Origin of the sequence: Herbaspirillum rubrisubalbicans (assembly GCF_003719195.1) — a bacterium.
GTDB classification, from domain to species: Bacteria; Pseudomonadota; Gammaproteobacteria; order Burkholderiales; family Burkholderiaceae_D; genus Herbaspirillum; species Herbaspirillum rubrisubalbicans.
Genome location: NZ_CP024996.1, coordinates 2,455,314 through 2,480,881, shown reverse-complemented (window position 1 = coordinate 2,480,881; position 25,568 = coordinate 2,455,314). Strand labels below are relative to the sequence as shown.

Genomic DNA, 25,568 nt, shown 5'->3' with positions numbered 1-25,568 from the left:
CAAGCCCCTGCCACCATACCGGTGACAGGGGCTTGCGTCATCTGCGGCCGGCTAAGGCCAACTGATCAACAGCGCTTCAATGCCGCGCGTACAGCTCCAGGAACCGGCGCAACAAGCCCGTGGACTGCGGCGTCTCGCGCACCTTGTCGCACAGCGCCTGGGCATCGATGCCGCAGCCGCGATAGATATCGGCGTAGTAATGCAGGTGGGCGCGCACGAATTCGGGCGAGAACTCGGGGTGGAACTGGGTCGAATAGACGTTGTGCTTGTGCTTGATGACGTGGTGCGGGTCCAGCGGGGAGCGGGCCATGACGATGGCGTCCTTGGGTGGACGCAGCACCGACTGCATGTGCAGCATGTGGGCCGGGAATTCGGCAGGCAGCGCGCCCAGCAATTCATCCTGGCGGCAGCATTCCAGCGTCTTCACGTGCATGGTGCCGGCGGCGCGGCCGGCCGGGTTGTAGCCGACTTCACCGCCGAAGGCGTGGGTCAGCAACTGGTGACCGTAGCAGATGCCGAACATGGGCGTGTCCAGCTCGGCGGCGTCGCGGATCCACTCGGCGGTGCGCTCGCTCCAGTCTTCCTTGTCGGTCACCATGGCCGGAGAACCGGTGATGAAGACCGCCCGATAGCTGCGTGGGCAGGCCGGGCGCTGGCCTTCATATACGGTCACCACTTCGATTTCACTCTGGCATAGGCCGGCAGCGCAGCCGATCTGGTCGGCATAACCACCGTAGTTAGTCTTGAGGGCAGGATTGGCGTCGCCGGTTTGAATGATCAGGACTGGGGCAGGCATAAAAACGTGGTCGGTATTCAGGGCAAAACGGGCAGCGGAGGCTTTTCTCGTGGAAACGCTTCCTGCATTGTTTTCGAATGTCGACTGGAGAAAGCGACAACATGTACGGCAGCCGTTTACGTTACTTCCGAAACGACGCTACATGACATGCGGATGACAGGAATTTCATCTGTGCAGCATAAAACCTGTGTATTCCCACGAGATTTCCCACCAAGTGGAAAAAGGACGAAACGCCAACGCTAGTTGGAAACAATGAAGTGGATTCCCCCAGTGCCGGCTCCCTCGCGCATCCGCTCGAATGCAGCGCCCGGTGTCCATGATGAAACAAAAAAGGCCGCTGGAAAAGCGGCCTGTATAAATTTTTTAGTCAATTGTGGCAGTCATGCCGACAACTCCCTGCCCTGGGGCATAGCCACGCGCCGATTCACGATCCCGGTGCGCGTCCTGCCCCATCCAGGGTCACTTGGCGGCGTCGTCGCCGCTGACGGCGGTGGCGCCCTTCAAGAGCTTGGTCTTGGCCTTTTCACGCAGGTAGTCCAGGTAACCCAGGGCTTCCTGTTGCGACAGGGCGGCGGTGATCTGCTCCTGTTCGGCCTTGCGGCGCGCGGTATCGACCGTCTTGGGCTGTTCCACCTTGGTGATGCGGTAGATCTGGTAACCCAGGCCGGTGGTCTCGGCGCCTGCATACGCAGGCAGCTTGGCGGTATCGGCCTTCATGACGGCATTGAAGGCTTCCTGGGTCCAGCCCTCGGACTTCACGCGCGACACCACCTTGGGGTCGCTAAAGCCCGTGGCATCATCCTTGGCCTGCAACTGCGCCAGGCGTTCCTGACCAGCCTTGACGGCCAGTGCCTGTTCTTCGGCGGCCAGCACATCCTTCTGCACCTCAGCCTTGACTTCGTCGAAGGGACGCTTGGTGACCGGCTTGTAGCTGGTCATTCGACCGGCCACCAGGGTGTTGGGCGCAGTCTGCACGGCTTCGGAGTTGTGCTTGCCCTTGATGACGTCGTCGGTAAAGAGCGCCGTCAGGAACTTGGCGTTGTTGTAGGGCGCAGCACCAGCGGCCGGATTGGGCGTACGGGTCACGCCGGAAGCGGTCTGGATCTTCAGCTTGAGCTTGTCGGAGACGGCCTTGAGGCTGTCACCGTTTTCATAGACCAGGTTGTTGAACTGGTCAGCCATCTCGGAATACTTCTTGGCGGCGATCTGCTTCTTGATCTCGGCACCGATCTCGGCCTTGACCGCGTCCAGCGGCTTGACCGCGGCCGGCTTGATGCCGGTCACTTCGATGATGTGGTAGCCGAAGTCGGATTCCACCGGATCGCTGATCTGGCCTTGCTTGAGGCTGAAAGCGGCATCTTCGAAGGGCTTGACCATGGCGCCCTTGCCGAAGTAACCCAGGTCGCCGCCGTTTTCGGCCGAGCCGGGGTCTTGCGAATCGGCCTTGGCCAACTTGGCGAAGTCACCCGGATTCTTGCGCAGTTGCGCCACCAGGGCTTCGGCCTTGCTCTTGGCGGCAGCCTTGTCGGCAGCCGAGGCATCCTTCTTGACGGCGATCAGGATGTGGCTGGCACGACGCTGCTCTTCGGTGGTGTACTGCTTCTGGTTCTGCTCGTAGTAGGACTTGATGTCGTCATCGGTCACACTGGCCTGGGCAGCCACGGCGGCTGCGTCCAGCACCACGTATTCGATGTCGGCCTGTTCCGGGGTTTCGAAGCGGGCGCCATTCTTGTCGTAGTAGGCCTTCAACATGTCGTCGCTGATCTTGACCTGGGCGGCGTAGCTCTCCGGCTTGAAATTGAGCATCTGCACCGTGCGTTCCTGGTCATTCAGGTTGGACAGGTTCTCGGCCACGGTCTTGGGGGCGAAAGCGGTGCTCTGGATGGCGGCATTCAACTGCTGCACGGCCATCTCGCGGCGCAGGCTGGCTTCATAGGACTTGGGGGTGAGGCCCTGGGCGGCCAGCAGCACGCGGTACTGTTCATTGTCGAAGCTGCCGTCCGGTTTGGTCAGGCCGGGGATCTGCAGGATGCTCTGCTGCAGCACCTGGTCCGGCACCACCAGCTTGTTGGCCACCACTTCGGCGCCCAGAGCGCGCTGGGCGATCAGGTTGTCCAGGATGGCGCGGCGCGCCTGGGGGCTATCGAAGATCTTGGCGTCGAACTGGTTGCCATAGACCTGGCGCATACGTTCCAGCTGCTGGCGGTGCGCGGCGTCCCATTCTTCCTTGGTGATGGTCTGGCCGGCCACCTTGGCCACGCCGCTGTCGTCGGTCAGGCGGCTGTAGCCTTCCAGGCCGAAGAAGGCGAACGACGGAAAGATGAACAGCAGCAGCAAGAACTGCATCAGGCGCTGGTGAGTACGAATGAAATCAAACATGTATAGCCAATCAATAAACGATCTGGTCAATGAAGGTCAGCGAAGACTGCGCGCTGGCGCCCGCGGATAAGAAAAAAGGCGAACTCGCGTTCGCCCTGATCCGGCGCAGGCCCATGAGACCTGGGACGCACAACGCACACCGTCGTGCTCGCGCGACATTATACACATGCCAATGCCCACCGGCATCTTCGGCGGGCCAGCCCGGCGCGATGTGCTCCCCTTATTGATCCATCTGCGCCAGCGCCACGCTGCGTAGCTGAAAGCGGCCGTCATTATTGAAAAGCCAACTTTCAGATAACTCGATACGCCCCTGTTTCAGCAAGGCCGGGGGCGGCTTGGGGAAAGGTGCGGCCGATTTCAGGCTGCTCAAGGCGCTGGCTTCGGCGTGCTTGTCGCGGTTGCTGCGCAGGATTTCACTCTTGATCAGGTTGCCGTCGCCATCGACCACGTATTTGATGACGATCACCGAGCGCAGCAGGGCCTGGGGACGCTCCACGTAGACGCTGGTGAAATTGACCTGGGAGATGCGCCGGGCCAGGTCCACCTTGTAGCCATCCGGGGTGGTGGCAGTGGAGGTGGCGTCCTCGGTGGTCTTTTTCTGTTCGATCAGGCTGCGGGCCAGGGCATCACGCTCCTGCTGGGTGCTCTCCGGCGCCGAGCAGGCGGCCAGCATGGCTGCCACGCCCACTCCAGAGATGGCCAGGCGCATCCCGGGACGGCGGGCAGGTTTGGCATTTTTCTTCATTCTGGTCTCCCATCAAGCTGACTGATCTTGCTTCACTCAAAAGACTACGTCAATGAAGCTTTGGACCAGGTTTACTGACCGGGATTCCCTGGCAGCGGGAGCCGGACCGGCGATCCATAACTTCAATCTATAGCAAGGATTCCACCCCGCTATCACGGCAGGGGGCGTCATCCAGCAGTCATATTTGCGCCGTACCATCCGCTTGCCTTCGAACCCGGGCCTGCCCTGTCACTGCGCAATGCCGCATGGGCACTGCCTTTGGGCAACACTGCGACCTAGCGAGAACACTTCCACGATGATGCCCACACCCTCTGCCGCCGCGCTTGCGAGACCGTCCTGCCCGCCCGAAGAGAGCGAGACCGAGCAGCGTTTCCTGTCGGTGCGCGCCATCGAAAAACGCTTCGGCGCCTTCACCGCACTGGATCGGGTGTCGCTGGAAGTACGCCAGGGTGAGATGGTCTGCCTGCTGGGTCCGTCGGGTTGCGGCAAGACCACCCTGCTGCGCACCATCGCCGGGCTGGAGCGCCAGGACGCCGGGCAGATCGTGGCCGCTGGCCGCGACATCTCGCAGTTGCCGCCGCAGTCACGCGACTACGGCATCCTGTTCCAGTCCTATGCCCTGTTCCCCAACCTGAGCGTGGCCGACAACGTCGCCTATGGCTTGACCGGCATGAAGCGCCAGGCGCGCCAGGAACGGGTGGCCGCCATGCTGGACATGGTGGGCCTGGCCGGCAGCCAGGCCAAGTATCCCGGCCAGCTGTCCGGTGGCCAGCAGCAGCGCGTGGCGCTGGCCCGGGCGCTGGCACCCTCGCCTTCGCTGCTGTTGCTGGACGAACCACTGTCGGCGCTGGATGCCCAGGTGCGCGAACATCTGCAACTGGAAATCCGCCGTCTGCAAAAGCAGTTCCGCATCACCACCCTGATGGTCACGCACGACCAGGAAGAGGCAATGGTGATGGCCGACCGCATCGCCGTCATGCAGCATGGCCGCATCGAGCAATTCGGCACCCCGGCCGAGGTCTATCGCCGCCCGGCCTCGCCCTTCGTGGCCGACTTCATCGGTCATGCCAACTGGCTGCCCTTTACCCGCGTCTCCGGCTCGCAGGTGGCGGTGGGCACGCTGCGCCTGGAAGTGCAGCCGGAAGAAGCCGAACTGGCCAGCGGTCGCCTGTTCTGCCGGCCCGAGGCGGTCGAACTGTTCGCCAGCCCTGCCTGCGCCAATCGCTTCCAGGCGCGCGTGGTGGACCGCATCTATCTGGGCAACCGCTACCGCCTGGCACTGGCTGCCGATGCGCTGCCGGGGCAGTCGCTGCTGGCCGATGTCAGTACCGAAGCCCATGAACGCATCGCCGCCCTGCCCGCCAATGCTGGCAATGACGATGGCCTGTGGGTGGCCCTGCCGCGCCAGGCGCTGCAGGTGTTTGCCTGAGTCGGCCCATGACCATGCAATCGTCCCTGCCTGCGACGCCGCCCATGGCCCACGACCAGCCCCAAGCCGCACGACAAGGCGCCGCAGTGACCGGCACCGACCGCAGCCAATGGCTGCTGGCCGCCTTCAAATGGCTGCTGCTGGCCTTGCTGGCGCTGGGCCTGGTGGGACCGCTCTGGTTCATCCTGGCGCAAGCGGTCATGAAGCCCGAGGGCGGCTGGGCCGGCATCCAGCCCTTCATGGACCTGTTCTCCCACATCAATTTCCTGCCCCTGCTGGGGCGCAGCCTGTGGGTCTCGGCGGTGACGGCGGTAGTCACCGTGCCGCTGGCCTATGTGTTTGCCTACGCCTTGCAGCGTACCTGCATCCCCTGCAAAGGACTATGGCGCGGCATCGGCCTGCTGCCGCTGCTGGCGCCCTCGCTGTTGCCGGGCATCGCGCTGATCTACCTGTTCGGCAACCAGGGTCTGTTCAAGGAATGGATGGATGGCAGCATCTATGGCTTCTGGGGCATCCTGCTGGGTGAAGTGTTCTACACCTTCCCGCACGCCATGATGATCCTGCTGTCGGCGCTGTCGCAGGCCGATGGCCGCCTCTATGACGCCGCCCACGCCATGGGTGCTTCGCGCTGGCGCATCTTTACCACCGTCACCCTGCCGGCCACACGCTATGGTCTGTTCGGCGCGCTGTGCCTGGTCTTCACCCTGACCATCACCGACTTCGGCGTGCCCAAGATCACCGGCGGCGCCTATAGCGTGCTGGCGGTGGAAGCCTACAAGGCGGTGGTCGGCCAGCAGCAGTTCGGGCGTGGGGCGCTGATCGGCTTGCTGCTGCTGGTGCCGGCGCTGTTGACCTTCGGCCTGGACGGCTGGCTGCAACGCCGCCAGCGCGCCAGCATGAGCAGCCGCTCGGAAGCCTACGTACCGCGCCCGGACTGGCGCCGCGATGGCGTGAACCTGTTGGCCGTGGTCCTCATCGCCGCCGCCATCCTGCTGATGATCGTGGTGGCCATGGGCGCCTCGCTGGTCAAGCTGTGGCCCTACAACCTGCAACTGACACTGCAGCACTACGACTTCGACAACATGGACGGCGGCGGCTGGCTGGCCTACTGGAACAGCCTGCGGCTGGCCTGCGGCACCAGCGTGGTGGGTACCATCGTCATCTTCAGCGGCGCCTGGCTGATGGAAAAGACCCGCGGCCAGGCGTGGCTGGCGCCGATCCTGCGCATGTTGAGCTTCCTGCCCATGGCGGTACCCGGCCTGGTGCTGGGACTGGGCAGTCTGCTGTTCTTCAACCACCCGGCCAATCCCTTCCATTTCCTCTACGGGACCATGACGCTGCTGGTGCTCTGCTGCATCGTGCACTTCTACACCACCGCGCACCTGACTGCGGTGACTGCCTTGAAGCAGCTCGACCCCGAATTCGAAGCCGCCTCGCTGTCGCTGAAGGTGCCCCTGCTCAACACCTTCCTGCGCGTGACCGTGCCGCTGTGCCTGCCGCAGATGCTGGAGATCTTCCGCTACCTGTTCGTCTCTTCCATGACCACGGTCTCGGCGGTGATCTTCCTGTACCGGCCCGATACGGTGCTGGCCTCGGTGGCGGTGCTCAACATGGATGACGCCGGCGACGTTGGACCCGCCGCGGCCATGTCGACCCTGATCCTGCTGACCTCGGCCGCAGCCTCGCTGCTCATGTATGCCGCCGGCAGTCGCTGGCTGGCGCGAGCCCAGGCCTGGCGCCGTGGGCGCAGCCACTGAAGGTGGGCCGCGGCAAACCGATTTCTTCCCTTGGCGTCGCAGACGCCTTTTCAACCCAGCCATCCCATAGACATAGACGAAGGCCATCATGAAAAAAACCAAGCTGTTTTCCCTGCTCGCATCGGTGATCGGCGCCGGCATGTTGTTCTCGGCCCAGGCCCACGCGGCCACCACGCTGACGGTCTATACCGCCCTCGAAGCCGACCAGATCAAGGCTTACCAGGCAGCCTTCCAGAAGGCCAACCCGGACATCGAAATCAAGTGGGTGCGCGACTCCACCGGCATCGTCACCGCCAAGCTGCTGGCGGAAAAGGCCAATCCGCAAGCCGACGTGATCTGGGGCCTGGCCGCCACCAGCCTGGCCCTGCTGGACAAGGAAGGGATGCTGACCCCCTACGCCCCGCATGGCCTGTCGGCCATCGACGCCAAGTACCGCAGCGCCGCCAACCCGCCGTCGTGGGTGGGCATGGACGTGTGGGCCTCGGCCATCTGCTTCAACACCGTGGAAGCGCAAAAGCAGGGCCTGCCCAAGCCGACCTCCTGGGCTGACCTGACCAAGCCGGTCTATGCCGGCAAGATCGTCATGCCCAACCCGGCCTCTTCCGGTACCGGCTACCTGGATGTGTCGGCCTGGCTGCAGATGATGGGTGAAGAAAAAGGCTGGGCCTACATGGACGCCCTGCACAAGAACATCGGCCAGTACACCCACTCCGGCTCCAAGCCCTGCAAGCAGGCCGCGACAGGTGAATTCCCGATCGGCATCGCCTTCGAATACCGCGCCGTGAAGACCAAGAAGGAAGGTGCCCCGATCGACGTGATCCTGCCCGCCGAAGGCCTGGGCTGGGACATCGAAGCCACCGCCATCGTCAAGGGCACCAAGAACCTGGAAGCCGCCAAGAAACTGGCCGACTTCTCCGCCAGCAAGGATGCCATGGCGCTGTATGAAAAGAACTTCGCCGTGGTCGCCATTCCGGGCGTAGCCAAGCCGGACGAACTGCTGCCGGCCGACTACGAAAAGCGTCTCATCAAGAACGACTTCACCTGGGCCAGCACCAACCGTGATCGCATCCTGACCGAGTGGAGCAAGCGCTACGAAAGCAAGTCGGAGAAGAAGCAGTAATGTCCGTCACCGCCTGCGTTCACATGTATTGCACGTAGTTCGACGCCGCCACAGCCCAGCCTGTGGCGGCGCACAGAGAGGATCGCAAAACGCCCACAGAGCGTTCGCCCACAACAGGCATCACGACATCTGGCAACCGTATCTTATGGAGTCCCCCATGACGCTTTCCCCCACAGAACACGATCCGCAACACTTCGACCTGGCCGTGGTCGGTTCGGGCATCCTCGGCCTGGCGCACGCCTATGCGGCCGTCAAGCGCGGCCTGAAGGTCGCCGTTTTCGAACGCACCGGCACTCCGCTGGGCGCCTCCGTGCGCAATTTCGGCATGGGCCTGGTGACCGGCCAGCCGCCCGGCATCATGCTCGACCTGGCACGCGAAAGCCGCGCCATCTGGTTGCACCTGGCCGCGCGCGCCCACTTCAGTGCCCGTGAAGCCGGCACCCTGCTGTTTGCCCGCAGCCAAGCAGAGCACGATGTGCTGGTGGAATTCATGACCGTGCGTGCGCGTCAGTACGATTACCGCGCCTCGCTCCTGGAAGGCGAGAAGCTCAATGCCCTCTACAATGGCCGCTTCAGCCATCACCGCTCGGCCCTGCATGGCACCGAAGACCTGCAATTGTATTCGCGCGAAGCCATGCCAGCCCTGGTGGCCTACCTGCATTCGCAGGGCGTGCATTTCCGCTTCAATACCCTGGTGCATGGCACGGCCGATGGTCGCCTCTCAACCACCGCCGGTCAATTCCATGCCGAGCGCGTGGTGGTCTGCTCGGGCCACGATTACCTGACGCTCTTCGCCGACCGCCTGCAGCCGATGAATCTGAAGCAGTGCCGTCTGCAGATGCTGCGCATCAAGACCGAAGAAGCAGTACCGCTGACCCATGCCGTGCTGACCGGCCTGTCCTGCACCCACTACGGCGCCTTCTCGGACTTGCCCACCGCGCGCGCAGTCCATGCCGAGATCGAGGCCAAGACGCCCTTGCTCAACAAGCACGGCATCCACCTGCTGGTCAGCCCGACCCCCTATCAAGAGCTCATCGTCGGCGATTCGCACCATTACGGCACCGATTCGCCGCCGTTCAACAGCGAAGAAGTCGACCAACTGCTGCTGGGCCTGGTCGAACACACGCTGGACACCCGCGTGCAGGTCATCGAGCGCTGGCAAGGGGTCTATGGCAGCAAGGGCCCCGGTCCGTTCTCGGCGCTGGCCATCGACGACCACACTTCGGTGGTACTGATGCATACTGGCATCGGCATGAGCGTCGGACTGGGCCTGGGCGAGCGTGTCGTGAAGGCGCTGCTGGAAGGCGACAGCCTGCCCACGCCATCCACCCAACCGGCCCCGGCGACCGCCCTGGCGTGATTGACTGCGGTTGTACCCGGTACGGTGGCCAACGCTGCCGTACCGCCTCGTAGCCACCCATCTGATCTGCCCTTGCGGCCAATAGGGCAACCCGCTAAGCCGCCTGTTTGGCAAGATACTTCACTTGCCCACCTTCATTCCTGACAGAAAATTTTTTTCTGGCATCTTTTCCCAACGCGCAATCACTCCCGCATGTCGCTGCGGCGCAATATCCCCCGACACCCGCAAAGCCTTGGTAGAAGCGGCTTTCCCTGCTGCGTCGCAACCGAAAACAGGCTTGCTGCGCTGTAAGCTTGTGTAAGTTTGGAGCAAGTCCTGCGTAAGCTTGGCGTCGCACACTCGGCGCATGGACAAGTGGGTCCTTACGCAAGCAATGCGAAGCCAATATCGCGGTTTGTGTCAGACCGGGGAAGCCAGGGGGTGTCGGTTCTTCAAACTCTGCTCTTCCGGTGCGTTCTTGCATAACGCCCCATTCGACCATCTGTTGCATCGTTGCCCGAGTACCTGGTTGCACACCATGCATGAGCACATTCATTAAAACCAAGGAGACAAACATGACCACAGCATCCGTCAATACGACGACGCGCGGCATCACCAAGGAGGAAAAGAAAGTCATCTTCGCCTCGTCGCTAGGCACCGTTTTCGAATGGTATGACTTCTATCTCTACGGCTCGCTGGCCGCCATCATCGCCAAGCAGTTCTTTGCCGGCACCGATCCCAATACCGCCTTCATCTTCGCCCTGCTGGCCTTTGCCGCCGGCTTCATCGTGCGCCCGTTCGGCGCGCTGGTGTTCGGCCGCCTGGGTGACCTGGTCGGTCGTAAATACACTTTCCTGGTGACCATCCTCATCATGGGTGCCTCGACCTTTATCGTCGGCGTACTGCCCAACTACAACTCCATCGGCATCACCGCCCCGATCATCCTGATCATCCTGCGCATCCTGCAGGGTCTGGCGCTGGGCGGCGAATACGGCGGTGCGGCCACTTACGTGGCCGAGCACGCACCAGAAGGCCGCCGCGGCTCCTTCACCGCCTGGATCCAGACCACTGCCACGATGGGCCTGTTCCTGTCGCTGCTGGTGATCCTGGGCGTGCGCACCTCGGTGGGTGAAGCCGCCTTTGCCGACTGGGGCTGGCGCATTCCCTTCCTGGTCTCGATCCTGCTCTTGGCCATCTCGGTGTGGATTCGCATGTCCATGAACGAGTCGCCGGCCTTCCTGAAGATGAAGGCTGAAGGCAAGACCTCCAAGGCACCGCTGACCGAAGCCTTCGGCCAGTGGAAGAACCTGAAGCTGGTGATCCTGGCGCTGGTGGGTCTGACCGCCGGTCAAGCCGTGGTGTGGTACACCGGCCAGTTCTACGCCCTGTTCTTCCTGACCCAGACGCTCAAGGTCGATGGCCCCACCGCCAACCTGCTGATCGCCGCTGCTCTGCTGTTGGCCACGCCCTTCTTCCTGTTCTTCGGTTCACTGTCCGACAAGATCGGTCGCAAGCCCATCATCCTGGGTGGCTGCCTGATCGCCGCCGTAACCTACTTCCCGATCTTCAACGGCCTGACCCACTTCGCCAACCCGGCGCTGGAAGCCGCCCTGCAAAAGTCGCCGGTGATCGTCACCGCTGACCCGGCCAGCTGCCAGTTCCAGTTCAACCCGACCGGCACCAAGAAGTTCACTTCCTCGTGCGACATCGTCAAGGCCAAGCTGTCGGCTGCTTCGGTGAACTACCAGAACGTGGCTGGTGCCCCGGGTTCGGTGGCCACCGTCAAGATCGGCGAGCGCATCATCACCTCCTATGACGCTACCGGCCTGTCCAAGGAAGAAGCTGCCGCCAAGGACAAGGAACTGTCCAAGGCTCTGGCTGACGACATCAAGGCCGCAGGCTACCCGGCCAAGGCTGATCCGGAGCAGATCAACAAGCCCATGGTCTTGCTGCTGCTGTTCATCCTGGTGATCTACGTGACCATGGTCTACGGCCCGATTGCCGCCTGCCTGGTGGAAATGTTCCCGACCCGCATCCGCTACACCTCCATGTCAATGCCCTACCACATCGGCAACGGCTGGTTCGGCGGCCTGCTGCCCACCACCTCCTTCGCGCTGGTGGCCTTCAAGGGCGACATCTACTACGGCCTGTGGTATCCGATCGTGATCGCCCTGATCACCTTCGTGATCGGTATGCTGTTCGTCAAGGAAACCGTGCGTAACAATATCCACGACTGACCGCATCAGACCTGACTGCAACAAGCCTGGACCGGACGGAAATCATTTCCGCCCGGTCTTTTTCATGGCCCCGCGCCTGGTCGCGGGGCTTTTTGTTGGGGCATCGCCCTTGTCATTGCGGCCGTCATCGCCCGGCGCACGTCCTTCCGCCTTCTGCCGCACCAGCTCCAGCAAGCCCTGCGCCGCCATCGACAAGCTGCGTTCCTTGGGCGTGACGATCAAGAGCGGCCGCCGCAATTCCGGTGCCTCCAGCGGGATCGCCACCAGCTTGGGCAGGCGGAACTGGAACAGGGTCAACTCCGGCACCACGCTCACCCCCAGGCCGCTTTCGATGAGGGCCGCGACGGTGGCCAGGTGCTCCACTTCCAGCCCGGTATGGATCACGCCACCGGGGCGCAGTACTGCATCCAGATGCTGGCGCACACTGGTGGAGCGGGCCAGGTGGATCATCTCGCAACCGGCCAGTTGCGCCACCTTGATACGGCGCTTGCCGGCCAGCTTGTGGTCCTGGCGGCAAACCAGGTAGAACGGGTCCGAACAGAGCGCACGGGTATCGAACTCCACCAGATTTGGCCCCGCGGCGGTGAGGGCGATATCGGCCTTGCCCTGGCGCAGCAGGTCCAGGCAATGATCAGAGATGGCGTCGAACAATTCCACGGTGACGCCCGGATAGCGCTGCCGATAATCGGCCAGCACCGGCGGCAACCAGCCCGCCGCCAGTGAGGGCAAGGCGGCAATGGCCACCCTGCCCTTGCGCCGGGCCACGTAATCGCTCATGTCAGCCAAGGCGGCTTCAATGTCCGTCACCAGTTGGCGCGCGACCTGTACGAACAATTCACCTTCGGGGGTCAAGCTTACATTGCGCGTGTCGCGTTCGAACAGGCGCGCACCGGTCGCGGCTTCCAGCTTCTGGATCATGGCGCTGAAGGCCGATTGCGAGACGTGGCAGCGCTCGGCCGCGTGGCCGAAATGGCGGCAATCAGCCAGCGCCAGGAAGGCTTGCAGCAGGCGGGTGGAGATGTTGGATTGCATGGTGTCGGGGCCGGGATGATTATGCGTAAAAGCCGGTCAATCAATCGAAAAAAGCGACTTTACAACAAAATCCACCGCCACCTACACTCGCCCTGCTCACTTCCCGCAGCTCCTAACGGAACCAAGCCGAGAACAACAAACGGCGTGCTGGATGTGCTGACACAACAAGAACATCACACAAAAAACGGAGACACGCATGTTAGCCCTGCTCGGCTTTGTCACGATCGTATCCTTGTTCACGGCCATCCTCACCAAGAAGATGTCGCCGCTGGTGGCGTTGATCGCCATCCCCATCATCGCCGCGCTGGTCGGCGGTTTCGGCTTGCAGACCTCGAAGTTCATCGTGCAGGGCGTGACCGCCATTGCGCCGGTGGCGGGCATGTTCGTCTTCGCCATCCTGTTCTTCGGCATCGTCACCGATGCCGGCATGTTGGACCCCATCATCAGCCGCATCCTCAAGACGGTGGGCAGCCGCCCGACCCGCATCGTGCCGGGTACCGCATTGCTGGCCCTGCTGATCCACCTCGATGGCTCCGGCGCGGTGACCTTCCTCATCACCATCCCGGCCATGCTGCCGCTCTATACGCGCCTGGGCATCGACAAGCGCATCCTGGCCTGTGTGGCCTCGATGGCGGCCGGCGTGAACTTCCTGCCCTGGACCGGGCCGATGATCCGCGCCTCGGCCGCGCTGCACATCCCGGTCTCGGATATCTTCACGCCGCTGGTGCCGGTGCAACTGGTGGGGCTGGCGTTCGTATTCATCGCCTCCTACCTGCTGGGCCTGAAGGAAGAACGCCGCCTCGGATTGGGCCAGGGCGCCACGGTGGACTTCGTGCAGCAGCATGAGCTGACCGAGGCCCAACTGAAGATCCGCCGCCCGCAGAATTTCTGGGCCAACATCGTGCTCACCCTCTTCGTGCTGGGCGTAATGATCAGCGGCAAGGTCGATCCGGTGGTGATGTTCATGATCGGCGTGGTACTGGCACTGATGCTCAACTATCGCGACGTGGCCCAGCAGCGCGAGCGCATCGATGCCCACGCCAAGGCCGCCTTGCTGATGGCCAGCATCCTGTTTGCGGCGGGCGTGTTCACCGGCATCATGACCAAGTCGGGAATGCTCTCGGCCATGGCCAAGACGGCGGTCGGTTTCGTGCCGCCCGAGATGGCGGGGCATATCCCGGTGGTGCTGGGCTTGCTGTCCATGCCGCTGTCACTGCTGTTCGACCCCGATTCCTTCTACTTCGGCGTCTTGCCGGTGATTGCCGAAGTCAGCCACATGCTGGGCGTGCCCACCCTGCAGGTGGCGCAGGCGGCGCTGTTGGGACAGATGACCACCGGCTTCCCGGTCAGCCCGCTGACCCCCGCCACCTTCCTGGTCTGCGGCCTGGCCGGCATCGAACTGGCCGACCACCAGAAATACACCATCCCCTTCCTCTTCGGCGCCTCGGTGGTGATGACCATTGCCTGCGTGGTGCTGGGTCTGTTCCCGCTGTTCTGAAGCACGACCCGCGATGAGCACTGACATCTTTTGGAGCATTGCATGACCCACGACCCGCAACGTAGCGTGCGTACCATCCGTATCGGCGCCGGTGCCGGCTACTCGGGCGACCGCATCGAACCGGCCGCCGAACTGGCCGAGAAAGGCCAGCTGGATTACCTGATCTTCGAATGCCTGGCCGAGCGCACCATCGCCATCGGACAGCAGGCGCGCCTGGCCGACCCGAGCAAGGGCTACGACCCGCTGCTGGCCGAGCGGATGCACGCAGTCCTGAAGACCTGCGCCCACCAAGGCGTGCGCATCATCACCAACATGGGCGCCGCCAATCCCTTGGCCGCCGCCCAACGCATCCGCGAGATCGCCCGCGAACTGGGTCTGGCAGGGTTGAAGGTGGCTGCGGTGATCGGTGACGATGTGTTGCAGGCAGTACAAGAGGGCGACTTCAGGATCGAAGACAATGGCCAGCCGGTGGCGAGCCTGGGTGACCGGCTCATTTCGGCCAATGCCTATCTGGGCAGCGCCCCTATCGTAGAGGCCCTGCAAGCCGGTGCCCAGGTCATCGTCACCGGCCGTGTCGCCGATCCGGCGCTGGTGCTGGCGCCGCTGGTGCATGAATTCGGCTGGGCCATGGATGACTGGGACAAGCTGGGCCAAGGCACGCTGATCGGCCATCTGCTGGAGTGCGCCGGCCAGATCACGGGCGGGTATTTCGCCGACCCTGGCAAGAAGGATGTGGCCGCTCTGGCGCGCCTGGGCTTTCCCATCGGTGAAGTGCGCGCCGATGGCAGTGCCGTCATCACCAAGGTCGCCGGCTCCGGCGGCCAGGTCACGGCGCAGACCTGCAAGGAACAACTGCTCTATGAAATCCACGATCCCAGCGCCTATCTCACGCCGGACGTGATCGCCGACTTTTCGCAGGTACAGATCACCGAACTGGGCGCGGATCGCGTGGCGGTGACGGGCGCACGTGGCCGCGCGCGACCGGCGACCTTGAAGACCACACTGGGCTATCGCGACAGCTTCATCGGCGAAGGCCAGATGTCCTATGCCGGAACGGGCGCCCAGGCGCGCGCGCAACTGGCGGCCGACATCGTGCGCGAGCGGCTGGCGCTGACCGGCGTAGAGACACAGGAACTGCGCTTTGACCTGATCGGCGTCAATGCCATCGGCGGCCCGGCCAAGCCAGCTGCCGCGCCGGAACCGAATGAAGTCCGGCTGCGCGTGACCGGCCGCACAGCCAGCATGAAGCAGGCGCTACGCATCGGCAATGAAGTCGAAACGCTCTACACCAATGGCCCGGCCGGCGGCGGCGGCGCCACCAAGTCGGCGCGCGAAGTCATCGCGGTGCTGTCGCTGCTGCTGCCGCGCACGCTGGTACACACATCCGTTCATATCGAGGAGGCTTGAGATGCTGCTCAGAGACATCGCCCACGCACGCGCCGGGGACAAAGGCGACATTTCCAATATTTCCGTCATCGCCTACCGCATCGAAGACTACGCCCGGCTGGAAAGCGCACTGAGCGCCGAGCGGGTGCGGGCGCATTTTGCGGCAATCGTGCAGGGGGAAGTGGTGCGCCATGCCTTGCCACACCTTGGAGCGCTCAATTTCGTCATGCAGCGCGCGCTGGGCGGGGGCGTGACCCGTTCATTGGCGCTGGATGCGCATGGGAAGGCTTTGTCGGGGGTGATGCTGGAAATCGAACTCTGAAGGACGCTGACAATCGACCCCTCATTCCCACGCAGCGGGATCGATTGAATTAGACATATTTAGGCAAATTTATTCTCTTTACGCTGCTTTATCTAAGAAGTTTCTGACATCACGCGGGAAGAAGTTTCCGAAAGGAAAAATAGGCAATTTTTCGCCAATTTCCTTCCCCAAAACAAGCCGCATTGCGTCTGTCCAAAAGGGGCAAGATTTGGTATCGTCCGCCCGTGATTCAATTCTCGCACTGCATCAGCGCCCCCGCTGACTCTTTCCCCCTGCTATGAAAAAACCAACCCGACTCGGCACACCGCTGTCCCCCTCCGCCACCAAAGTCATGCTGCTGGGCTCCGGCGAACTCGGCAAGGAAGTCATCATCGCCCTGCAACGCCTGGGCGTGGAAGTGATTGCCGTTGACCGCTACGAAAACGCGCCCGGCCAGCAGGTCGCGCATCGTGCCCATGTCATCAACATGACCGATGGCGCCGCCCTGACCGCATTGATCGAGCAGGAGCAACCCGACCTGATCGTGCCCGAGATCGAGGCCATCGCCACCGAAACCCTGGTCAAGCTGGAAGAAGCCGGCCGTGCCCGCGTCATCCCGACCGCGCGCGCCGCCTGGCTGACCATGAATCGCGAAGGCATCCGTCGCTTGGCCGGTGAAACCCTGGGCCTGGCGACCTCGCCCTACCGCTTCGCTGACAGCCTGACAGAACTGAAGGCTGCCATCGACCAGATCGGCTTCCCATGCGTGATCAAGCCGGTCATGTCGTCTTCCGGCAAGGGCCAGTCCAAGATCGATGGCGCCGATGAGATCGAAGCCGCCTGGAACTACGCCGCCGCCGGTGGCCGCGTCGATTCCGGTCGCGTGATCGTGGAAGGCTTCATCGACTTCGACTACGAGATCACCCTGCTGACGGTGCGTTCCTTGAACGAGAACGGCGACACCATCACCAGCTTCTGCGACCCCATCGGTCACGTACAGGTCAAGGGCGACTATGTCGAGTCCTGGCAACCGCACCCCATGCCCAATGCGGCCCTGGAAAAGGCTCGCGACATCGCCCGCAAGGTCACCGAAAACCTCGGCGGTCTGGGCCTGTTCGGGGTGGAATTGTTCGTCAAGGGCGACATGGTCTGGTTCTCCGAAGTCAGCCCGCGTCCGCATGACACCGGCATGGTCACCATGGTCAGCCAGGTACAGAGCGAATTCGAACTGCACGCCAAGGCCATCCTCGGTCTGCCCGTCAATACCGCCCTGAAGACCCCGGGTGCCTCGGCCGTGATCTATGGCCAGCATGAAGCCCGTGGCATCGCCTTCGATGGCGTGGCCGATGCGCTGCGCATTCCGGGTGCCGACATTCGCCTGTTCGGCAAGCCCGAGTCCTTCGCCCGCCGTCGCATGGGCGTGGCCCTGGCCTCCGGGGACAACGTCGAGACCGCCCGCATCCGTGCCAAGCAGGCTGCGGCCAAGGTCAAGCCGGTCATTCCCGAATAACACCCGGCCATCCACCAGTAGGGCCTGTTCCCATTCAATCTGCGAGTGCGATTGAATGGGAACAGGCCCTAGGCAGGCTCCGATGCAAATCGGGGCCTGCTTCGTTTAAGGCCTCCTGTGGCCCATCGTTGGCTTCAAAACGATATAAACGATATGAACGTCACGACTGGTTATAATCGACGTCTCCCTCCACAACAGCAGCTTTGCTCACGATCATGAAGTGCGATGTCGCCATCCTCGGCAGCGGTCTGGCCGGTCTTTCCGTAGCACTCCATCTGGCCGAGAAGTACCAGGTGGTGGTGGTCTCCAAGGGTGAACTGCTGGATGGTGCCAGCAACTGGGCCCAGGGCGGCATTGCCGCAGTGCTCGATTCGAGCGACAGCCACGCCCAGCACATCGATGACACGCTGGTGGCCGGTGCCGGTCTGTGCGATGAAAGCGCCACCCGCACCATCGTCGAACATGGACGCCAGGCCATCGAATGGCTGATCGCCCAGGGCGTGCCCTTCACCCGCGACGACAGCGCCGAACTGGGCTATCACCTCACCCGCGAGGGCGGCCACAGCCAGCGGCGCATCATCCATGCTGCCGACGCCACCGGCCACGCGGTGCAGGTCACGCTGGAACAGCGCGTGCGTGCGCACCCCAACATCACCCTGCTGGAACATCACTGCGCCATCGACCTGATCCATGCCCGCAAGCTCGATCCCAAGGCCGAGCCGCGCTGCCTGGGCGTGCACGTGCAGGATACCGCCAGCGGCCGGGTCATCGCCATTGCCGCCGCACGCACGGTGCTGGCCACCGGCGGCGCCGGCAAGGTCTACCTGTACACCTCCAACCCGGATTCGGCCACCGGCGACGGCATCGCCATGGCCTGGCGCGCCGGCTGCCGGGTGGCCAACATGGAATTCATCCAGTTCCACCCGACCTGCCTGTATCACCCCTATGCCAAGTCCTTCCTGATCAGCGAGGCGCTGCGCGGCGAAGGCGCCCTGCTCAAGCTGCCGGCCTCGGCCGGGGCGGCAGCAGGCCAGCGCTTCATGCCGGAGCACGACGAGCGCTGCGAGCTGGCCCCGCGCGACATCGTGGCGCGCGCCATCGATTTCGAGATGAAGAAACGCGGCCTGGATCACGTCGATCTCGATATCAGCCACCAAAGCCCGGCCTTCATCGCCGAGCACTTCCCGACCATCCAGGCGCGCTGCCTGGAGTTCGGCATCGACATCACGCGCCAGCCCATTCCGGTGGTGCCGGCCGCGCACTACACCTGCGGCGGCGTGGTCACCGACATGGCCGGGCGCACCGACCTGCCGGGCCTGTACGCGGTGGGCGAGACGGCCTACACCGGCCTGCATGGCGCCAACCGGCTGGCCAGCAATTCGCTGCTGGAATGCCTGGTGCTGGGCCGCTCGGCGGCCGCGGATATCGAGCAGGAACTGGCCGCCGGCACCTGGCGCCTGACCGAGGTGCCGCAGTGGGATGAGAGCCGCGTCAGCGACGCCGACGAAGAAGTGGTGATCGCCCACAACTGGGATGAACTGCGCCGCTTCATGTGGAACTACGTCAGCATCGTGCGCACCGACAAGCGTCTGGAACGTGCCCAGCACCGCATCCGGCTCCTGAAGGAAGAGATCGATGAGTACTACGCCAATTTCCGCATCTCGCGCGATCTGCTGGAGTTGCGCAACCTGGTGGACGTGGCGCAATTGATCGTCTCCAGCGCGCTGACGCGCAAGGAAAGTCGCGGCCTGCACTTCAGTCAGGACTACCCGCGCACGCTGCCCCGTGCCACGCCGACCATCCTGCCTGGCCGACAGTGAGATCGTGCGCAATTCCCTCCGGCTACCGCCGCAGATGCTGATGCGCCCTGCCCTGTGCGCATTGCTGCTGGCAGCTATTCTGCCCTCGGCGCGTTCGGCCGAGCCGTCAGCGCCGCCAGCCACCAGCACCGGAGCACATCGGCCGCGCGTGTGCCTGGTGCTCTCCGGTGGCGGTGCCCGCGGCTATGCCCACCTGGGCGTGCTGCAATATCTGGAGCAACTGCACATCCCCATCGATTGCATCGCCGGCACCAGCATGGGCGCGCTCATCGGCGGTCTCTACGCCAGCGGTCTGAGCGCCGAAGAACTGGAACACCGCCTGGCCGTCACCAATCTCTCCGACATCGCCTTCGACCGCACGGAGCGCTCGCGCCTGCCGCAATCGCAGCGGGAAGACGATTTCCAGTACCCGATCTCGCTCTCAGCCGGCCTCGATGACGGCAAGCTCAAGCTGGCCTCCGGGCTGGTTCAGGGCAACAACCTGCTGGCCCTGTTGCAGAACTGGACCGCGCAACTGCCGGCCAACATCGACTTTGCCCGCCTGCCCATCCCGTTCCGGGCGGTGGCTACCGATCTGAGCCTGGGCACCGAGGTGGTGCTGGACCACGGCTCCCTGCCGCGCGCCATGCGTGCCAGCATGGCCGTACCAGGGCTGTTTGCGCCCTTCAGCATCGACCAGCGCACCCTGGTCGATGGTGGGCTGGTGAGCAATCTACCGGTGCAGACGGCACGCGACATGGGGGCCGACGTGGTGATCGCAGTCAACATCGCCACGCCGCTGCAGGACGCCGCGCAACTGCAATCGCCTACTGCGGTGGCGCAGCAGATGGTGGGCATCCTGATTCAGCAGAACGTCAAGGCGCAAAAGGCCTTGCTGGGTGCGCAGGATATCCTGATCGAACCGCAGATGACGGGCATGTCCTTTACCGACTTCGCACGCGGCAAGGATGGCATCAACGCCGGCTGGGATGCAGCGCAACGCCAGAATGCGCGCCTGCTGCAACTGTCGCTGACGCCACAGCAATGGCAGGCCTACCTGCAGACACGCAGCCACAGCAGCCTGGCGCTGGCCGCCGATACCCGCATCGACGCCATCGAGATCCGCACCGGGGGCCATATTCCGGCCAGCTATGTGCGCAGCCGCCTCGATGTGAAGGAAGGCGACCGCTACGATGGCCAGCAGATCAACCAGGAACTGACGCGACTGTCCACCCACGGCGACTTCAACAACGTCACCCAGGAACTGGTGACCCGTCCCGATGGCCGGCATGTGCTGGTGATCGATGCCGAAGAAAAATCCTGGGGACCGCAATACCTGCTCTTCGGACTGGGTATCTCGAACAGCTTCAATGGCCAGGGCGGCTTCAACCTGCAGATCGGCCACCGTTATCCCTGGATCAACGACAGTGGCCTGGAGTGGCGCAATGACCTGGTGCTGGGCAACAAACGCGCCAGCCTGCAAAGCGAACTGCGACAGCCGATCTGGGGTAGCTACGGCGCCTATTTGGCGCCCTACCTGGAACTGAGTCGCCGCTACGTCGACATCTACCTGGACGGCAGCGACGTCAAGGCCTCGCCCGTGAACCAGTACCGCATCGACTCGGCCATCGGCGGCATGGACCTGGGCCTGCCCTTGTCGCGCCTGGGTGAGTTGCGCCTGGGCATGAGCTACCAGCACGTCAAATATTCACCCACCTACAACCTGCCGCCCAACAGCGGCCTGCAATTCGCCTCCTACCAGAGCAGCCAGCCGGTGGCGCGCATGAGGCTGACCATCGATCAGCTGGATGACGTGCTCTTCCCGCGCCAGGGTTACTACCTGTCGGCAGAAGCCAATCGCGGCTTCGGCAGCCAGGAGCGGCGCTTCTCCAACGCCCAGGCGCGCACCCTGTGGGCCGTCAGCCGTGACCGCAACACTCTCAACCTAGCCCTGGAGGCAGCCAGCAGCCTGTCGGCCAACAGCGCCGGGTTGGGCTTCACACTGGGCGGTTTCCAGCATCTCTCGGCCTACGCACCTGAACAATTCTTCGGCAATTACCTGCTGTACGGCCGCCTGACCTGGCTACGCGACCTGGCCGACTACAGCCTGCCTGGGCTGCGCAAGCCGGTACTGGGAGCGAGCCTGGAAGCGGGCAACGTCTGGCAGAGCCGCGACGCCTTCGGCGATGGCCCCTACAAGAAAAGCATGAGCCTGTTCCTGGGCGGCACCAGCCCGATCGGCCCGCTCTATTTCGGCGTGGCGCTGGGGCAGCAAGGGGTGTGGAATGTGTATCTGCAATTGGGGCGGGTGTTCTGATTATTCTGATCCGCCCCGCGGTGATTAGCTGATTACACGCAGCGAAAAATCGGTGGCCTGGATATCCTTGGTCAGGCTGCCGATGGAGATACGATCCACGCCCGTCTCGGCGATGGCGCGCACGGTCTGCATGTTGATGCCGCCCGAGGCTTCCAGCAGCGCCCGCCCCGCATTGAGCGCCACCGCCTGGCGCATCATCTCCAGCGAGAAGTTATCCAGCAGGATGGATTGGGCCCCGGCCTGCAGCGCTTCATCGAGTTCGGCAATGCTCTCCACCTCGACCTGGATGCTCACGCCGGCATTGAGCTTGAGCGCGGCCGCCACCGCGGCAGTAATACCGCCAGCGGCAGCGATGTGGTTTTCCTTGATCAGGATGCCGTCATACAGCGCCAGGCGCTGGTTCGCGCCGCCCCCCACCCGCACCGCGTACTTCTGCGCCAGGCGCAGGCCCGGCAGGGTCTTGCGGGTATCGAGGATGGCCGCCCCCGTACCCTGCACCACCTCCACGTAGCGACGGGTAGCCGTGGCCACACCCGAAAGCAGTTGCAGGAAATTGAGCGCGCCACGCTCGGCCGTCAGCAAGGCGCGGGCTGGGCCTTCGATGCTGCACACTTGGCTGTCGGCGGCCATCAGGTCGCCTTCGGCATAGGCCCAGCTGACTTGCAGACGCGGATCCAAGCGGGTCATGACGGCTTCGAACCAGGGCGCGCCACACAGCACAGCCACTTCGCGCACGATCACGCGCGCCTTGACGAATTCGTTTTCGGGCACCAGCAGGCCGGTGTAATCGCAATCGCCCACGTCCTCGGCGATGGCCTGGTTGACGTTGGCGTCGAAGGCCGCGTGCAAGGCAGCATCGAAGGGGCCGAAGGGATTGCGCAGGTTGCTGGCGGCAATGGTCGAGGCCGATTTGAGGGCGTGAAGAGTCATGCGGGGCCGATTCCTGCAAACAGTTGCTGTTCGTCTTCAAGGCGTGCTGAGGGGCGTACCTTGGCCTTGCGCTGGGCGGCAAAGTCCAGCATCCGGTCGATGCAGAGCACCGCTTGCTTGCCCACGGCGGGATCGACGTGGATTTCGTTGGCGCCGGTTTCCAGCACGTGCAGGAGGTTCTGCAAGCCATTCATGGCCATCCACGGGCAATGCGCGCAACTCTTGCAGGTGGCGCTGTTGCCGGCCGTGGGAGCATCGATGAAACGCTTGTCGGGCGCGGCCATGCGCATCTTGTGCAGGATGCCGTTGTCGGTGGCGACGATGAAGGCCGGGGCCGCCGAATTCTGGACGGCGGCGATCAGTTGCGAGGTCGAGCCGATCACGTCGGCCTGCGCCACCACTGCCTCGGGCGACTCCGGGTGCACCAGCACCAGGGCGTCGGGATGCTCGGCGCGCATCAACTCCAGTTCCACTCCCTTGAACTCATCATGCACCAGGCAGGAACCCTGCCACAGCAGCATGTCGGCGCCGGTCTGCTTCTGGATGTAGCTGCCCAGATGCTTGTCTGGCGCCCACAGGATCTTCTTGCCCTGAGCGTGCAGGTGCTGGACGATTTCCAGACCGATGCCGGAGGTCACCATCCAGTCGGCGCGCGCCTTCACGGCAGCGCTGGTATTGGCATAGACCACCACGGTGCGGTCCGGGTGCTGGTCGCAGAAGGCGGCGAACTCATCGGCCGGACAACCCAGGTCGAGCGAACAGGTCGCGTCCAGGTCGGGCATGAGGATGCGCTTTTCGGGGCTGAGGATCTTGGCGGTCTCGCCCATGAAGCGCACACCGGCCACCACCAGGGTCTGGGCGGCGTGGTCACGGCCGAAACGCGCCATCTCCAGCGAATCCGAGACGCAGCCGCCGGTTTCCTCGGCCAGGTCCTGCAGGTCGCCATCGACGTAGTAGTGCGCCACCAGCACCGCCTGCTTTTCCTTGAGCAGTTGGCGGATGCGCGCTTTCAACTGCGCGCGTTCCTCGGGGCTGGGCGTGGCCGGTACCTTGGCCCACGCATTGGCGGTACAACTGCCACCGCTCTCCATTTGCGGTCGCTCGAACTCGACGACCTTGGTTACTGTTGCTTGCATGGCGGTCAACAATACGGTGCTGATGCGGTTACGGGGATTATTCGATGCCCTGGCTGGCCAGGTAGTCTTCGTAGCTGCCTTGGAAGTCGATCACCTGGCCATCCTTGACTTCAAGGATGCGGGTGGCCAGCGAGGACACGAATTCACGGTCATGCGACACGAAGATCAGGGTTCCGGCATACTTTTCCAGCGCGATGTTGAGCGACTCGATGGATTCCATGTCCATGTGGTTGGTCGGTTCATCCATCAGCAGCACATTGTGACGGCCCAGCATCAGCTTGCCGTACATCATGCGGCCCTTCTCGCCACCGGAGAGCACCTTCACCGATTTCTTCACATCGTCGCCCGAGAACAGCAGACGACCCAGGATGCCGCGCACGGCCTGGTCATCGTCGCCTTCCTGGGTCCACTTGCCCATCCAGTCGGTCAGGGTTTCGCCGCCGGCGAATTCTTCGGTCGGATCCTGCGGCATGTAGCCGACATTGGCGTTCTCGGCCCACTTCACCTCGCCCGAATCGGGATGCAGACCAGCCACGTCGCCGCCGATGCTACGCAGCAAGGTGGTCTTACCGGCACCGTTGGCGCCGATGATGGCGATCTTTTCGCCGGCTTCGACCATGATGCTGAAGTTCTTGAAGATGTCGCGGTCGTAGGTCTTGGTGATGCTCTGGGTTTCCACAGCCAGGCGGTGCAGCTTCTTCTCGCCTTCGAAGCGCACGAACGGATTCACGCGGGAAGACGGCTTGATGTCCTCGACCTTGATCTTGTCGATCTGCTTGGCGCGCGAGGTGGCCTGGCGGGCCTTGGACTTGTTGGCCGAGAAGCGGCGCACGAAGTCCTGCAGTTCAGCCACCTTTTCCTTGGCCTTGGCATTGGCGGCCAGTTGCTGGGCGCGCGCTTGCGAGGAAGCCAGCATGTAGTCGTCGTAGTTGCCCGGATAGATCTTCAGGGTGCCATAGTCCATGTCGGCCATGTGGGTGCAGACCTGGTTCAGGAAGTGGCGATCGTGGGAAATGATGATCATGGTGGAATTGCGCTCGTTGAGCACTTCTTCCAGCCAGCGGATGGTGTTGATGTCCAGGTTGTTGGTCGGTTCGTCCAGCAGCAGGATGTCCGGGTTGGAGAACAGGGCCTGCGCCAGCAGCACGCGCAGCTTCCAGCCGGGCGCCACATTGCTCATCGGGCCATTGTGCTGCTCGATGGGCACGCCCACGCCCAGCAGCAGCTCGCCGGCACGTGCTTCGGCGGTGTAGCCGTCGTATTCGGCGAACTTGGCTTCCAGGTCGGCGGCCTTCATGTAGTCGTCGTCGGTGGCATCCGGGTTGGCGTAGATCGCATCACGCTCGGACATGGCCGCCCACATCTCGACGTGGCCCATCATGACCACATCCAGCACGCGCATTTCTTCATAGGCGAACTGGTCCTGGCGCAGCTTACCCAGACGCTCGTTGACGTCCAGGCTGACGTTGCCGGCCGAAGGTTCCAGGTCGCCGCCCAGAATCTTCATGAAGGTGGACTTGCCGCAGCCATTGGCGCCGATCAGGCCATAGCGATTGCCATCGCCGAACTTGACGGAAATGTTCTCGAACAACGGCTTGGCGCCGAACTGCATGGTGATGTTTGCGGTGGATAGCACTGCGAAAACCTTTTCAAAAATGTAACTTGCGTGCGCAAACCGAGGCCGATGCCGTGGCACGCGAAACGGCGGATTTTACCACTGCGCGCCCGCTACGGCTTGCCTTGCCGCCGTGGCGGGCGGGTAAAAATTGTCAAAAACCAATCTTTGCGACTCCCGGAGAGCGCATGGAGACTTACAATTGCCCGGGATTTTTAGCCCAACGATGGGGCTCTCACCTA

General features: G+C 63.3%; 19 protein-coding genes. 11 read left to right on the top strand and 8 right to left on the bottom strand.

Translation table 11 applies throughout. The features are described from left to right. Positions 1 to 76: 76 nt before the first annotated feature. The 3 genes from RC54_RS11210 to RC54_RS11200 all read right to left on the bottom strand — a co-directional run bounded on the left by RC54_RS11210 (position 77) and on the right by RC54_RS11200 (position 3,884). Entirely contained in the window at positions 77 to 796 is a 720-nt protein-coding gene (locus RC54_RS11210) for a glutamine amidotransferase (RefSeq protein WP_058895329.1), read from the bottom strand. A 459-nt stretch (positions 797 to 1,255) separates the two neighbouring features. Next, positions 1,256 to 3,175, bottom strand: coding sequence for a SurA N-terminal domain-containing protein (locus tag RC54_RS11205; protein ID WP_058895328.1), 1,920 nt, complete (start codon positions 3,173 to 3,175; stop codon positions 1,256 to 1,258). Between the two features lie 220 nt (positions 3,176 to 3,395). Further along, the gene (locus tag RC54_RS11200; protein ID WP_058897548.1) at positions 3,396 to 3,884 is read right to left on the bottom strand and encodes a TonB family protein; all 489 of its coding nucleotides are present in this window, start codon (positions 3,882 to 3,884) and stop codon (positions 3,396 to 3,398) included. 331 nt (positions 3,885 to 4,215) lie between these two features. Between RC54_RS11200 and RC54_RS11195 the strand changes: the two genes are divergently transcribed. The 4 genes from RC54_RS11195 (at position 4,216) to RC54_RS11180 (ending at position 9,586) form a co-directional block, all read left to right on the top strand. Then, the gene (locus tag RC54_RS11195; RefSeq protein ID WP_208652676.1) at positions 4,216 to 5,349 is read left to right on the top strand and encodes a putative 2-aminoethylphosphonate ABC transporter ATP-binding protein; all 1,134 of its coding nucleotides are present in this window, start codon (positions 4,216 to 4,218) and stop codon (positions 5,347 to 5,349) included. An 8-nt stretch (positions 5,350 to 5,357) separates the two neighbouring features. Continuing rightward, the gene (locus RC54_RS11190) at positions 5,358 to 7,106 is read left to right on the top strand and encodes a putative 2-aminoethylphosphonate ABC transporter permease subunit (protein WP_061789193.1); all 1,749 of its coding nucleotides are present in this window, start codon (positions 5,358 to 5,360) and stop codon (positions 7,104 to 7,106) included. 139 nt (positions 7,107 to 7,245) lie between these two features. Then, a complete protein-coding gene (locus tag RC54_RS11185) occupies positions 7,246 to 8,226 on the top strand; it encodes a putative 2-aminoethylphosphonate ABC transporter substrate-binding protein (RefSeq protein WP_373281440.1) in 981 nt (326 codons plus the stop codon). Positions 8,227 to 8,383: 157 nt separating this feature from the next. Then, entirely contained in the window at positions 8,384 to 9,586 is a 1,203-nt protein-coding gene (locus tag RC54_RS11180) for a TIGR03364 family FAD-dependent oxidoreductase (protein WP_061789194.1), read from the top strand. 94 nt (positions 9,587 to 9,680) lie between these two features. On the opposite strand, the gene RC54_RS25615 is transcribed toward RC54_RS11180, so the two are convergent. Beyond that, positions 9,681 to 10,142: a hypothetical protein gene (locus tag RC54_RS25615; RefSeq protein WP_208652675.1), complete on the bottom strand. Its 462-nt coding sequence runs from the start codon at positions 10,140 to 10,142 to the stop codon at positions 9,681 to 9,683. Here RC54_RS25615 and RC54_RS11175 point away from each other — a divergent pair. Then, a complete protein-coding gene (locus RC54_RS11175) occupies positions 10,141 to 11,802 on the top strand; it encodes an MFS transporter (protein WP_058895323.1) in 1,662 nt (553 codons plus the stop codon). The genes RC54_RS25615 and RC54_RS11175 overlap by 2 nt on opposite strands. A gap of 42 nt (positions 11,803 to 11,844) precedes the next feature. Here RC54_RS11175 and RC54_RS11170 read toward each other — a convergent pair whose 3' ends face one another. Next, positions 11,845 to 12,834 (bottom strand): LysR family transcriptional regulator, encoded by a 990-nt coding sequence (locus RC54_RS11170; RefSeq protein ID WP_058895322.1) that lies wholly within the window; start codon positions 12,832 to 12,834, stop codon positions 11,845 to 11,847. Positions 12,835 to 13,030: 196 nt separating this feature from the next. Between RC54_RS11170 and RC54_RS11165 the strand changes: the two genes are divergently transcribed. The 6 genes from RC54_RS11165 to RC54_RS11140 all read left to right on the top strand — a co-directional run bounded on the left by RC54_RS11165 (position 13,031) and on the right by RC54_RS11140 (position 21,645). After that, positions 13,031 to 14,332, top strand: a complete 1,302-nt coding sequence (locus tag RC54_RS11165) for a CitMHS family transporter (RefSeq protein ID WP_058895321.1) — start codon at positions 13,031 to 13,033, stop codon at positions 14,330 to 14,332. A 42-nt stretch (positions 14,333 to 14,374) separates the two neighbouring features. Then, entirely contained in the window at positions 14,375 to 15,739 is a 1,365-nt protein-coding gene (locus RC54_RS11160) for an acyclic terpene utilization AtuA family protein (RefSeq protein ID WP_061789195.1), read from the top strand. Between the two features lies 1 nt (position 15,740). Next, positions 15,741 to 16,040: an AtuA-related protein gene (locus RC54_RS11155; protein ID WP_061789196.1), complete on the top strand. Its 300-nt coding sequence runs from the start codon at positions 15,741 to 15,743 to the stop codon at positions 16,038 to 16,040. A 277-nt stretch (positions 16,041 to 16,317) separates the two neighbouring features. Continuing rightward, the gene (gene purT / locus RC54_RS11150; RefSeq protein WP_061789197.1) at positions 16,318 to 17,529 is read left to right on the top strand and encodes a formate-dependent phosphoribosylglycinamide formyltransferase; all 1,212 of its coding nucleotides are present in this window, start codon (positions 16,318 to 16,320) and stop codon (positions 17,527 to 17,529) included. A 215-nt stretch (positions 17,530 to 17,744) separates the two neighbouring features. Next, positions 17,745 to 19,349 (top strand): L-aspartate oxidase, encoded by a 1,605-nt coding sequence (gene nadB, locus RC54_RS11145; RefSeq protein ID WP_061789198.1) that lies wholly within the window; start codon positions 17,745 to 17,747, stop codon positions 19,347 to 19,349. A 34-nt stretch (positions 19,350 to 19,383) separates the two neighbouring features. After that, the gene (locus RC54_RS11140) at positions 19,384 to 21,645 is read left to right on the top strand and encodes a patatin-like phospholipase family protein (protein WP_058895318.1); all 2,262 of its coding nucleotides are present in this window, start codon (positions 19,384 to 19,386) and stop codon (positions 21,643 to 21,645) included. Positions 21,646 to 21,669: 24 nt separating this feature from the next. Here the strand turns inward: RC54_RS11140 and nadC are convergent, their stop codons facing one another. The 3 genes from nadC to RC54_RS11125 are packed head-to-tail and all read right to left on the bottom strand — an operon-like array spanning position 21,670 to position 25,347. Beyond that, complete coding sequence (nadC, locus tag RC54_RS11135) at positions 21,670 to 22,575, bottom strand: carboxylating nicotinate-nucleotide diphosphorylase (RefSeq protein WP_058895317.1); 906 nt, start codon at positions 22,573 to 22,575, stop codon at positions 21,670 to 21,672. Further along, positions 22,572 to 23,711, bottom strand: coding sequence for a quinolinate synthase NadA (gene nadA / locus RC54_RS11130; RefSeq protein WP_058897547.1), 1,140 nt, complete (start codon positions 23,709 to 23,711; stop codon positions 22,572 to 22,574). Before nadA ends, nadC begins: the two co-directional genes overlap by 4 nt. 37 nt (positions 23,712 to 23,748) lie before the next feature. Next, complete coding sequence (locus tag RC54_RS11125; RefSeq protein ID WP_082686021.1) at positions 23,749 to 25,347, bottom strand: ABC-F family ATPase; 1,599 nt, start codon at positions 25,345 to 25,347, stop codon at positions 23,749 to 23,751. Positions 25,348 to 25,568 lie beyond the last annotated feature (221 nt).